General features: G+C 66.7%; 12 protein-coding genes. 7 read left to right on the forward strand and 5 right to left on the reverse strand.

The features are described 5' to 3' along the window. Position 1 precedes the first annotated feature (1 nt). Both ACIA8C_RS40225 and ACIA8C_RS40230 read right to left on the reverse strand, forming a co-directional pair. Complete coding sequence (locus ACIA8C_RS40225; protein WP_397144252.1) at positions 2–1,051, reverse strand: aminotransferase class V-fold PLP-dependent enzyme; 1,050 nt, start codon at positions 1,049–1,051, stop codon at positions 2–4. 67 nt (positions 1,052–1,118) lie between these two features. Next, positions 1,119–1,601: a nuclear transport factor 2 family protein gene (locus tag ACIA8C_RS40230; protein WP_397144254.1), complete on the reverse strand. Its 483-nt coding sequence runs from the start codon at positions 1,599–1,601 to the stop codon at positions 1,119–1,121. Between the two features lie 168 nt (positions 1,602–1,769). On the opposite strand from ACIA8C_RS40230, the gene ACIA8C_RS40235 reads away from it, so the two are divergent. Both ACIA8C_RS40235 and ACIA8C_RS40240 read left to right on the forward strand, forming a co-directional pair. Further along, positions 1,770–2,027, forward strand: coding sequence for a three-helix bundle dimerization domain-containing protein (locus ACIA8C_RS40235; protein WP_397144256.1), 258 nt, complete (start codon positions 1,770–1,772; stop codon positions 2,025–2,027). A gap of 143 nt (positions 2,028–2,170) precedes the next feature. Continuing rightward, positions 2,171–3,007 (forward strand): IclR family transcriptional regulator, encoded by an 837-nt coding sequence (locus ACIA8C_RS40240; RefSeq protein ID WP_397144258.1) that lies wholly within the window; start codon positions 2,171–2,173, stop codon positions 3,005–3,007. An 18-nt stretch (positions 3,008–3,025) separates the two neighbouring features. Here the strand turns inward: ACIA8C_RS40240 and hemC are convergent, their stop codons facing one another. Beyond that, the gene (hemC, locus tag ACIA8C_RS40245; protein WP_397144260.1) at positions 3,026–3,955 is read right to left on the reverse strand and encodes a hydroxymethylbilane synthase; all 930 of its coding nucleotides are present in this window, start codon (positions 3,953–3,955) and stop codon (positions 3,026–3,028) included. A gap of 159 nt (positions 3,956–4,114) precedes the next feature. Here hemC and ACIA8C_RS40250 point away from each other — a divergent pair, with 159 nt between their 5' ends. Together ACIA8C_RS40250 and ACIA8C_RS40255 are read left to right on the forward strand one after the other, a co-directional pair. After that, positions 4,115–5,257, forward strand: a complete 1,143-nt coding sequence (locus ACIA8C_RS40250; protein WP_397144262.1) for an acyl-CoA dehydrogenase family protein — start codon at positions 4,115–4,117, stop codon at positions 5,255–5,257. 217 nt (positions 5,258–5,474) lie between these two features. Further along, complete coding sequence (locus tag ACIA8C_RS40255; RefSeq protein ID WP_397144264.1) at positions 5,475–6,434, forward strand: expansin EXLX1 family cellulose-binding protein; 960 nt, start codon at positions 5,475–5,477, stop codon at positions 6,432–6,434. Here the strand turns inward: ACIA8C_RS40255 and ACIA8C_RS40260 are convergent. After that, positions 6,431–8,110 carry an FAD-binding dehydrogenase gene (locus ACIA8C_RS40260; RefSeq protein ID WP_397144266.1) on the reverse strand — a complete coding sequence of 560 codons (1,680 nt, stop codon included), beginning with the start codon at positions 8,108–8,110 and terminating at the stop codon, positions 6,431–6,433. The genes ACIA8C_RS40255 and ACIA8C_RS40260 overlap by 4 nt on opposite strands. A 2-nt stretch (positions 8,111–8,112) precedes the next feature. After that, complete coding sequence (locus tag ACIA8C_RS40265) at positions 8,113–8,751, reverse strand: TetR/AcrR family transcriptional regulator (RefSeq protein WP_397144268.1); 639 nt, start codon at positions 8,749–8,751, stop codon at positions 8,113–8,115. A gap of 165 nt (positions 8,752–8,916) precedes the next feature. On the opposite strand from ACIA8C_RS40265, the gene ACIA8C_RS40270 reads away from it, so the two are divergent. From ACIA8C_RS40270 to ACIA8C_RS40280, 3 genes are all read left to right on the forward strand, one after another. Continuing rightward, positions 8,917–9,972 (forward strand): zinc-binding alcohol dehydrogenase family protein, encoded by a 1,056-nt coding sequence (locus tag ACIA8C_RS40270; RefSeq protein WP_397144270.1) that lies wholly within the window; start codon positions 8,917–8,919, stop codon positions 9,970–9,972. A gap of 163 nt (positions 9,973–10,135) precedes the next feature. Beyond that, positions 10,136–10,792 carry a cutinase family protein gene (locus ACIA8C_RS40275; RefSeq protein ID WP_397144272.1) on the forward strand — a complete coding sequence of 219 codons (657 nt, stop codon included), beginning with the start codon at positions 10,136–10,138 and terminating at the stop codon, positions 10,790–10,792. Positions 10,793–10,984: 192 nt separating this feature from the next. Next, a complete protein-coding gene (locus ACIA8C_RS40280) occupies positions 10,985–11,203 on the forward strand; it encodes a hypothetical protein (RefSeq protein WP_397144274.1) in 219 nt (72 codons plus the stop codon). Positions 11,204–11,786 lie beyond the last annotated feature (583 nt).

Raw genomic sequence — 11,786 nt, forward strand, 5'->3', positions numbered from 1 at the left:
GTTATTCGGCCGCGAGAACTTCCAGCGCCCGGTCCACGTCCTCGGCGGCGTTGTACAGATGGAAGGAGAAGCGCAGCCCGCCATTACGCGCGGAGGTGATGACCTCGGCCTCCGCCAACCGCGGTGCCGCGTCACCCGCACCGGGCACGGTGACGATCGGCGATCCGTTCGGCACCACGGACAGCCCGATGTCGGTCAGTCCGGCGCGGAACCGGTCGGCCAGCTCGAGGTTGTGCGCGTTGATCTTCGCGACCGTCAACTCCTCGATCAGGGAGATCCCCGCGCTCGCGGCGATGACGCCGAGCCAGTCCGGCGTGGAATCGAAGCGGCGGGTGGTGGCCGGCAGCTTGACCGGGTTGTACAGCTCGGCCCACGGATCCGCGGCCGCGTACCAGCCGGGCGCGACCGGCCGCAGCGATTCGGTCGCCTCCGGGCCCGCGGCGAAGAAGGAGACGCTGCGCGCGCCGATCAGCCACTTGAACGTCGAGCACACCCAGTAGTCGGCGTCGGCGAAGGTCATCGGCAGCCAGCTCGCCGCCTGGGTGGCATCCACCAGCAGCCGAGCGCCATGCGCCCGGGTAGCGGCCCGCAGCGCAGGCAGGTCCGTCATCCGTCCGTCCGCCGACTGCACGACGCTCACCGCGACCAGCGCGGTCTCCGGCCGCACCTCCTCGATCAGCCGCTCCAGCGGCACCACCCGCAGCACCAGGTCGCCGCGGTGCAGGAAAGGCATGGTCACCGAGGAGAATTCGCCCTCGGCGACCAGCACCTCGGCTCCCGGCGGCAGCGCGATGGCGACCGGACCGATCAATTGGGAGGCGGCGCTGCCGAGCGCGATGTCGTCCGCGGTGGCGCCGGTGAGCAGCCGGGCGAACGACTCGCGCAGCCGGGGGATCAGGTAGTCGTTCGTCATCGGACCGCCCCGGCCCAGCGCCCACTGCGCGTTAGTGTCGCGAATGGCGGTCAGGGCTCGTGCGGACGGGAGCGCGTACGAGGCGGTATTGAGGTAGGTGACTTCGGACGAGAACTCATCGGGCGCAAGGGAGGACATAATAGGAGCATCCGCCGCCACAGCGAACGCGTCCAGCGCCAGCGTTTCGAAAGTGGACCGCTTTCACCTATTTCGGTGCCGGTGTTGCCCACATGTTCGACAGCAGTTGATGACTGGGGGTGTCGGCGAGTGACTGCATGGATTCGTAGATTCGCTGATAGCTGGTCGAGGTGATGCGCCAGCTGCCGTCGGGGTCGAGGCGGTAGGTGTCGGTGTAATACCCGGCGCCGCGGATGAGTACGCCGTGTTCGGTGGCGATCACGGTGTCCTCGAAAGCCCATGAACCGGTGGCGGTTTCGCCGTCGACGACGATCTCGGGATGATTCGCGATATGCACCGTGACGATCGATGGGCCGAGGTTGTCGCGCATGAACTCGGTGATCGCCGCGCGGCCATCCAGGGTGAGTGGTTCGCCGAGCGCGTGGGTGCCGTAGCGGCCCGCGGCGTCGACGGCGAGGGTGTCGGCGAATTCGTCCCACCGTTTGAGGTCGAGCGTCCGGAAGTATCGGTACTTGAGCTGGCGGACGGCTTCGATGGCGGCGAGATCCATGCCATCAGCGTGGCACGCGAGCGCACGGCAGACAAGAACCTGTTCTATTTTGCCGGGCGGGGGCGGCCCCGAGGTGTTCGGCGTCGACCGATGGGTACTCGCCTCCATGAGGCATGCCGACGCCAGCGCATGCGCTCATCGCACCTCGTCACCGACCGGGAGCCTGCTGTGAAGAGCCCTGTTACCTCGCCCAATCCGCACGATCCGGCGCTCGACCAAGCGGTCGCCTTGCACGCCGCGGCCACCCGCCTGGCGGCGGAGTTCGACGGACTCATCGACCACGCTGCTATCGAACAGTTCCTGCGCTCGGCCTACGACCATGTGGCCGCCCATGCCACCATCGACAACTTCCTGCCGCTGCTCGCCGAGCGCTACACGCGAGAGTGGCTGTACGCCTTGGTCGGCCAGCGGGGCAGCGCGGCATAGCTGTCAAGATTCGTTCCCGGCTACCGAGAAGATCCGTAGTGGTCTCCGTAGTTTCCGGGATTCCACTCCGCGCCCGCCGAGGCACTGTGATGGGTGACACAAACGTGTTCTAAGCTTTAGGCGAGCACCAATGGAGGTGAGCTATGACGGTCGAGGCGGTGACCCCTCCCCAGTCCGGCGAGTTATATACGGGACAGGTGTCCGCCCGGCCGCCGCAGCCACCGGTGTCCATGATCGAGCGAATGACGTTGATACTGGACGCTTTCGACGGCGCCACCCCCACCCTCACCCTGCTCGGTCTTTCCGAACGCACCGGCCTGCCGCGCTCGACGGTGCATCGCATCCTCGACCAGATGATCCGGCTGCGCTGGCTCGCGCACGCACCCGGCGGCTATCGACTAGGCATGCGCACGCTGGAGCTGGGCGGACTCGCCGCCGACCACAACGAGATTCGCGATGTGGTCAGCCCGCTGCTACACGATCTCTGTCAACGCACCGGCATGGTCGGACATCTCGGCGTGCTCGACGGCCGCGAGGTGCTCTATCTCGACAAGGCGGGCGGGCGGTTCGCCGCTACCGTGCCGACCCGGCTCGGCGGCCGGATGCCCGCGCACAGTACGGCTCTCGGCAAGGCACTGCTCGCGTCGCTCGAACCGAGCATCGTCGAAACGTCGTTCCGCGATCACCTGCCGCAGCTGACCGCCCGAACCATTTGCGACAGAGCCGAATTGCATCGTGAACTGGCCCGCATCCGGCAACGGCAGGGCGTCGCGGTGGACACCGAGGAGTCGGTGGCCGGCCTCGCCTGCGTAGCCGTCCCTATTCGCGGTCGCGGTGCCGCGGTGGCCGCGCTGTCGTTGTCCGGCCAGATCGGTAGCGAACGAGCGGCTTTGGACACCGCGCGGCTGGCCCGCGTCCTCGTCGAGGTCGCGCACGAGGCCGGTCGTTCCCTGTTCCCGCGCCACGCCCGCTGGCGCTGAGCCGCGAGCGCGGTTCGCTCAGTGCGGGATCGCGTCGATGATGGCGCGGGCGCCCTGGCGGAGCAGATCCGCGCCGACGAAGAAGCCGAGCGCCTGCGGGTCTTCCGGGACACCCCACTGGTGCGAGTCCAGCCACTGGGTGCCGTCCAGGCTGAACACCTTGCCGCGCAACGTCAACCGGCCGGTGGGCTCGGTGCTCGCGTAACCCGCGATGGGGGAGTTGCAGTGTCCTTGCAGGGCGTGCAGCATGGCACGCTCGGCATCGGCCTGCCGGTGCGTTTCCGGGTCGTCGAGGCGGGCGCCGAGCTCGCGGAGTTCGGTGTCGTCGGCGCGGCACTCCAGGGTGATGATGCCCGCGCCGATGGGCGGGCACATGGTGTCCAGATCGAGCGTTTCGGTGATCCGATGCGCCTGGCCCACGCGGTGCAGGCCGGAGACGGCCGCGATCAGCACATCGATGTGACCCTCTTCGAGGCGCGCCAGCCGGGTATTGACGTTGCCGCGCAACGGCCGCACCGTCAGGTGCGGGTAACGCAGCAGCAGCTGGGCCCGCCTGCGCACCGAGCTGGTGCCGACCACGGTGCCCGCTGGCTGGTCGGCAAGCGGGGCGCCGTTGCCGGTGATCACCGCGTCGTGCACGTCGTCGCGCGGCAGATAGCCTGCGAACACCAGCCCCTCGGGCACCGGGATATCGCCGGGTATGTCCTTGAGGCAGTGCACCGCGAGGTCGGCCTCGTCCACGAGCAGCGCGTGGTCGATCTCCTTGACGAAGGCACCCTTGCCACCGAGCTTGGCCAGATCACCCATCCAGCGGTCGCCCGCGGTGGTGACTTTGACCAGCTCACTGTCCATTCCGAGCCCGCCGAGCAGGGCGGCAACCTGCTCCGCCTGGGCCAACGCCATAGGGCTGGATCGAGTAGCAATGCGAACAATGCGCGAACGCGACATGCCGCGCACGTTACTCCAGCCCGCACCGGCAAGCCGCACCACCTCTGATTTCGCGCACCGAGAATCGCCTGCGATTTTCGGTGCCGGAAATCAGAAATGGTGCGGTGGGCGGTACTGGCGCGGAGACAATAGGGGTACGGCTGGGACGAGGAGCACCGCATGATGTACAGCGACGAACATCAGGAATTCCGGGCGATGGTCCGGCGCTACGTCGAGCAGAAGATCAACCCCCACGTGGACGAGTGGGAGCGCGCCGAAATGATGCCGCTGCACGAGATTTTCGCCGATATGGCGAAGCTTGGCATGCTCGGGCTCGAATACGATCCGGCCTACTCGGGGCAGGGCGCCGACCATCTGTTCACGGTGGTGCTGTGTCAGGAGCTGGGTCGCGTCGCGCACGGGTCGTTTCCGATGGCGCTCGGCGTGCACGTCGCGATGGCGACGCCGTCGCTGCACGCGCACGGCAGCGAGGAGCTCAAGCAGGAGTATCTGGCACCTGCCATGCGCGGTGAAACAGTCTGCGGAGTGGCCGTTACCGAGCCGGAGGCCGGTTCGGACGTGGCGGGGATCCGGACCACCGCGCGCCGGGACGGCGACGACTGGGTGATCAACGGGTCGAAGGTGTTCATCACCAATGCCGTGCAAGCGGATTGGCTGTGCACCCTGGTGCGCACCTCGCCGGAGAGCGGGTATCGCGGGATGAGCCAGATCATCGTGCCCACCGACGCGCCGGGCTTCCGGGTGGACCGCAAGCTGGACAAGCTTGGCATGCGCGCCTCCGATACCGGGCTGCTGACCTTCGAGGACGTGCGAGTTCCGGTGCGTAACACCATCGGTGAGATCGGCCGCGGCTTCCAGCAGCAGATGTCGCAGTTCGTCATGGAGCGGATGTTCGCCGCCTACAGCGTGCCGATCAGCTGCGCCCTGCAGCTGGAAATGACCCGCGACTACGCGAAGCAGCGAAAGGTGTTCGGCCAGCCGCTGTCCGCGAACCAATACCTGCAGTACACCTACGCCGAGCTGGCCGCCAAGGTGGACATGCTGCGCGTCTATACCGAGGCCACCGCGCAGGCCTACACCGACGGCGGTTACGTCACCAGGATGGCCACGATCGCCAAGTTGGAGGCGGGCAGGCTCTCGCGTCAGGTGGCGGACTGGTGTCTGCAGGTGCATGGCGGCATGGGTTATATGGAGGAGACCTGGACTTCCCGTGCCTTTCGGGACAGTCGCCTGCTGAGCATCGGCGGCGGTGCGGACGAGGTTATGCTGCGGGTGCTCTCGCTGATGGATGGCTTCGCATAGCCCAGTCGGGCCTGGTGACTTGGGCTTTCGTGCGGAACCGGGCCGCGGCGGCCGTTGATTTTCCGGTGGGCTGCGGGAGTGTCCAACAGTGTGCTGGGCATTTGCCCCATGCTTGCTGAAGCGTGAGTCTTTCACTGCGAAGAATTTTCGTTCCCGACGTGCGACGACCGTTCGGCTGCTTTCCTAGTGGACGTCAGGAGCGACAGTCCGTGATCAGGTGAGCCGTAGTCGGGGAGCGATGCACCGGATACCGATCAACCAGCGACACTTTCGTTCGGGGTGGCTGTGGTCCGCGATCGGCTTGGTCGCCATCGCGGGCGTGGCCGTGTGGCTGACCCGTCCCGAGCCGGTGCATTGCGATACGCCGAGCGCGCTCGCTTCGTCGGCGACGTCGAATGTGCTGGTCCAGTCGGCGACCTCGCGAACGCCGGTGGCTACCAGCAGTATTGGGCCCACCGCCGCGCCCGCGCGGGAGCCGCAGCCGGTCGTCGCGGGGGAGGCCCGTTTCTATTCGTTCAGCCCGGGAGTTTCCTGTTCGTTCCCCGGGCTACCGATGGACGGCTTCTATGTCGGAATGTCGACACCGGAATTCGGCAAAGCGGATCCGTGCGGCGCGTACCTCGATATCCAGGGGCCGCGCGGCGATGTGCGCGCGCTCATCGTGGACCGTTGCCCGGCATGTGCTCCGGGACAACTGGATTTGAGTATCGCCGCCTTCACCCAGCTTGCCGACCTGTCCGACGGCGTGGCGAAGGTCCGCTACAGCGTGGTGCGCAATCCGGAGCCGCCACCGGAGCTGTTCTATCAGGTGAAGCCCGACGCCAGCAGCGCCTGGTTCGCTATCTTGCTCAGCGGATCGGGGAACCCGTTGCGGGAGGTCGCTATTCGCCCGAACACCGGCGGCGCATGGCAGAACCTCACCCGGGGCATGGACAACTACTGGTCCATTTTCGGCGCCGGGAACGGACCGTTCGACGCGCGCGTCACCGATGTGCACGGCGACCAGGCGACGATTCTCGGCATCACCTTGCAACCGGGCGTGCGTGCGACCGGTACCCGGCTCTATTCCGAGACGCCGCCGCAGGCCGCACCGGAAAGCACTCAGCCGTCGGTGCTGTCGCCGCCGACCAGCCTGGCCTCCGCGTCGCAGCAACCGTCGCCGAGCTGCAAGCCCTAACCCAGCTTCGCGGCGAGCGCCTTGCCCGCGGCGCGCCCGGAGAAGATGCAGCCGCCGAGGAAGGTGCCTTCCAGCGCGTTGTAGCCGTGCACGCCGCCACCACCGAACCCGGCCACCTCGCCCGCCGCGTAGAGGCCGGGGAACTCGGTGCCGTCGGGGCGCATCACCTGGGAGTCGAGGTTGGTCTGCAAGCCGCCCAACGTCTTTCGGGTGAGAATGTTCAGCCGCACCGCGATGAGCGGTCCCGCCTTCGGGTCCAAGATGCGGTGCGGCTTGGCGACCCGGCTCACCTTGTCGCCGAGGAACTGGCGCGCGTTGGTGATGGCCATCAATTGGCTGTCTTTGGAGTACTTGTTCGCCACATCCCGGTCCCTGGCGACGATCTGCCGTTCCAGCGCTTCGTAGTCGAGCTGCGGGCCACGCGCGATCTTGTTCATCCCGGCCACCAGGTCACGCAGGTTGTCCGCGACCACGAAATCGATGCCGTGCTGTTTGAACGCCTCCACCGGACCCGGTGCGCCCTTGGCAAGGCGGCTCTTGAGGGTGAATTTGAGGTCCTTGCCGGTGATGTCGGGGTTCTGCTCGGAGCCCGACAGCGCGAACTCCTTCTCGATGATCGACTGGGTGAGCACGAACCAGGAGTAGTCGTAGCCGGTGGCCAGGATCTCCTTCATGGTGGAAATGGTGTCGAAACCGGGGAAACACGGTGCGGGTAACCGCTTTCCGTTCGCGTCGAACCACAGCGAGGATGGGCCAGGGATGATCCGGATGCCATGGTCGGGCCAGATCGAATTCCAGTTGTTGATGCCTTCGGTGTAGTGCCACATGCGATCTCGGTTGACGATGGCGCCGCCCGCGGCTTCGGTGATGCCGAGCATCCGCCCGTCAACGTGCGCGGGCACGCCGGAGATCATGGTCTCCGGGCACTTGCCGAGTCGCTCGGTGGGCCAGTTGCGCCGGATCAACTCGTGGTTGTGTCCGATGCCGCCGGAGGTGACGATCACCGCCTTGGCCCGGAACTCGAACTCGCCGACGATGTTTCGCGACGATTCTTTACCGCGCTCCAGGTCGGTCTCCTCGAGCACACTGCCGCGCACGCCGACCACGGCACCGTCCTCGACGATCAGTTCGTCGACCCGATGCCGGAAGCTGAAGCCCACCAGGCCCTTACGTTCGCCTTCGAGCACCGGCTCGGCGAACACCCGCACCACCTCGGGCCCGGTGCCCCAGGTGAGGTGGAAGCGCGGCACCGAATTGCCGTGTCCGTCGGCGAAACTGCCGCCGCGTTCGGCCCAGCTGATCAGCGGCGTCACCCGCAGCCCGAGTTCGTGCAGATACTCGCGCTTCTCGTCGGTGGCGAACCGCACGTACGCCTTGGCCCACTGCCGCCCCCACAGATCCTCGTCGTCGCGGTCGAAACCGGCGGAGCCGAGCCAATCCTGCAGTGCCAGCTCGTAGGAGTCCTTGATGCCGAGGCGCCGCTGCTCCGGTGTGTCCACCATGAACAATCCGCCGAGCGACCAAAAGGCTTGCCCGCCGAGGTTGTTGCGATTCTCCTGGTCGAGCACGTGCACCTTGCGGCCCGCCTTGACCAGCTCGTGGGTCGCGACGAGACCGGCGAGTCCGGCGCCGACGACGATGACATCGGCCTCGGTGGCGAATGCGGAATCGGACATGGTCATCCTTTGGATTCGGTGCTGTAGGCCAGCACGACGTGATAGATGAGGTCGGTACGCCTGCGCCTGGCGACCCGGCTGCGCGGCTCCATCAGGACTTGCACGCTGGTGCCGTCGTGTACGGCGACGAGCGCCTGGCCGAGTGCCTCCGGGTCGGGCACCGTGCGGCCGATTCTGGCCAAGCCTGCGACGATGGTCGGCATCAGCGCGTTGACGATGGCCTCTTCGCGCGCGGCCATCACCCGGCGCAGCGCGGGATTGCGCAGCGCGTGCGTGGTGAACTCCACGGTGATCCGATACCAGCCCTCGTCGACCGGGACCGCGCGCTCCAGGCGTTCGATCGAGGTGCGCACGTCGTCGGTGCCGACCGGAATTTCGTCGAGCATGCGGCGCACGCCGGCGAGCATGGCGGCCGAGCGCTGTTCCCACATGGCGAGGAACAGCTCGTCGAGCGAGCCGAAATTAGAGTAGAAGGCGCCCCGGGTGAATCCGGCTCGCTCGCAGACGCGTTCGACGGTGGCCTTGCCGAAGCCCTCCTCGGCGAACGCCTCGTACGCGGCGGTGAGCAGTCGCTCCCTGGTCTCGGCGCGGCGGCGGGTGACCCGGGTTGCCGAGGTCTTGGCTTCGGTGGACGACGCCAATGGACACCTCCTCGGGCGCGACCGGCGGGGGCCGGTCAAATGGATACAGAAATGTATTCAATACATAAATGTATCAGACGCGGAGCTGTGACGTGGCGAAATCGGACGAGTAGGGTAGGCGCAGCTCGATACGGCCGTGCATCCTGACGACGAGGGGAGATCGGTATGAACGAGGTTGCCCGGACCGCATCGATGACCGGCTGGCGGGTGCGCCGTCCAGGGCCGATCGACGAGGGGCCGCTGGACCAGGTGCGGGAACCGGTTCCGGAACCAGCCACCGACGAGTTGCTCGTGCGGGTGCTGGCGTGCGGTGTCTGCCGAACGGATCTGCATGTGGCCGAGGGCGACCTGCCCGTGCATCGGGTGGGGGTGGTGCCCGGGCACGAGGTGGTCGGCGAGGTCGTCGCCGTCGGTTCGGCGGTCGGGGCCGACGCGCGGGACTCGCGGTTCACCGAAACCTTCGCCGTGGGCGACCGGGTCGGCATCGCCTGGCTGCGGCATACCTGTGGTGCCTGCAAGTATTGCCTGCGTGGTGCCGAAAACCTTTGCCCGCGTTCGGCTTACACCGGCTGGGACGCCGACGGCGGGTACGCCGAATTCGCCACTGTGCCAGCGGCTTACGCGCTGCGGCTGCCTGCGGGCTACGACGATGCCGAACTGGCTCCGCTGCTGTGCGCGGGCATCATCGGCTATCGCGCACTGCAACGAGCCGAGCTGCCGCCCGGTGGACGCCTCGGACTCTACGGCTTCGGCGGCAGCGCGCACATCGCCGCGCAGGTCGCGTTGGCCCGCGGCGCGGAACTGCACGTGATGACCCGCGACCCGGCCGCGCGGCAACTGGCCAGGGAGCTCGGTGCCAGCTCGGTGCAGGGCGCCGCGGATCCGCCTCCGGCGCAGCTGGATTCGGCGATCTTGTTCGCGCCGGTCGGCACCTTGGTGCTGCCCGCGCTCGAGGCGCTCGATCGCGGCGGCGTCCTCGCCATCGCGGGTATTCATCTCAGCGACATCCCGGCCCTGAATTACCAGCGGCATCTGTTCCAGGAGCGGGAAATTCGCTCGGTCACCGCGAACACCCGCGCCGACGCCCGCGAATTTCTCACTCTCGCAGGCGAACATCGCATAGAAGTGACCACCCATGGGTACTCCCTTGGGATGGCAAATGAGGCCCTCGCCGACCTCGCGCACGGACGTTTCACGGGCGCAGCGGTTCTCGTGCCATAAAAAAGGTACAACAGGACACGATTCAGCGCTGAGTACGTATCGTTCGGGTCGTTTTCCTTGACGGCTCCCTTCGCCGTTCTTACCTTCGCAGATATAGCCGAGTGGCACTTGTCTTCGACAAGTGTCACTCGGCTTCTCACAACGGCGTGAGCGGGTGATCACGATGGCAAACCGGAAGGTAATTCATTTCGAGAAGTGGCGGGTGGTGCAAGCATTCGTGGTGCTACTGCTCGTCGCGGGATTCGGAGCGACGACGGGATTGCCCGCGCTGGCCTCGGCCTGCGCGGCAGTCGACGTCGTAGTCGCCAGGGGCACCCAGGAACCCGGGTACCTCGGTGCGGTTGCCGGTGACCCGCTCTACGGAACGCTACTGGGTACGCTGCCGGTTAGTTCGGTCGCGTACCGCGTCAATTATCCTGCGGACCTGCTGGATCCGGCGTCGATCAGCCGGGGCACCCAGGACATGACCGCGCACGTGCTGTGGCAGGCCGCGGCCTGCCCGGACCAGCGGTTCGTCCTGGTCGGCTACTCGCAGGGTGCGGTCGTCACGCACGGCGTGCTCGGCACCGGCCTGGTGACGGGGATCGGCGGCATCAGCTCGCTGCCGGTCGATCTCGAAGCACGGGTCGCCGCAGTGCTGTTGTTCGGTGATCCGCTGCGGCTGGCCGGCTCGAACGTGCCGGACCTGTATGCGTGGCGCACCGGAAACTACTGCGCGGCCGGTGATCCGGTGTGCACCGGCGGCGGCGATCCGACCCAGCACTCCAACTACGGCTGGGCCATGTGGCCTGCGGCGCAGCTGGTCGCGAGCCGGGTGTAAGTCTGCTGCCGGGAGTGGGGGTCGACGTACTGTGGGCCCCCACTCCCGGCTGTTCGGTGCGAATTGGCGCCCGCACAGCGCATTCTCTGAAACGCCCGCTGTCCTTTTCGATTCGGATACGCTGCGGCGAAATCCCGTGAAACCCGCACAGTTCCAGTGGTGCGCGTCGCCCTCGCATGATAGGAACAGCAAATGTCCGATGATCCCGACATCGCACAAGCCCGGGTATTTCTGGACTTGCTCGCCACCCACGCCCGCACACTCGCGCGCGCCATCAATACCGCCGAAAGGACATACCAAGCGCAGCGCCTCCGCGAACTCCACGCCGAGCTACAGACAGTGCGCCACTGCATAGCCCGAATCCACTACCGCTATCCCAATATCATGCCAACAACCAGAGCTCGAATCTGACCGAACCCCGTTCCAATCACGCACAATCAACGAATACAACGCCCCCACCACACCAACACCGACCCCGCCCACCCCGCACGAATACACAGCCAACCCGCGGCGCAGCCCGCCAACCCAATGCGCCGCCCCCGGCGATCGGCGCGCGGCCCGGCAACGGTGCGCGGCCCGGCAATCGGTGCACAGCCCGCCAACCCGTACGCGCCTACCCCGCTGGCCGACCCTGCCTACCAATCCCACAGAGCGCCCATACCTTTCACAGGGAGCTGAGTCCCTGTGAAAGGTATGCACGCCCTGTGGCCCCTCCTCGATACCACCACCTGACCACCGAACGTTCGTCCAAAGCGCTTGGGACGCAACCACAGCCAGATGACCACCGCGGAACTGGACGTCGCGCGCCTGACCGTTAACTACAGCCGGGTACGGCAGGCGACGCGCCCAGCACTACTTCACGGGAAAACGTGGACAGGTCTTCAGCTCACTGGACTGCTCACTCTGGAGAGTCCGCAGCAGCTCTTGCCCGGATAAGTGCACGTTTCTGTGACCTGCACACTAGGTGTAGCGGGTGTGCGGGTTACAGAAACGG

The sequence above is a fragment of the Nocardia sp. NPDC051321 genome (assembly GCF_044455225.1).
Lineage (GTDB): Bacteria > Actinomycetota > Actinomycetes > Mycobacteriales > Mycobacteriaceae > Nocardia.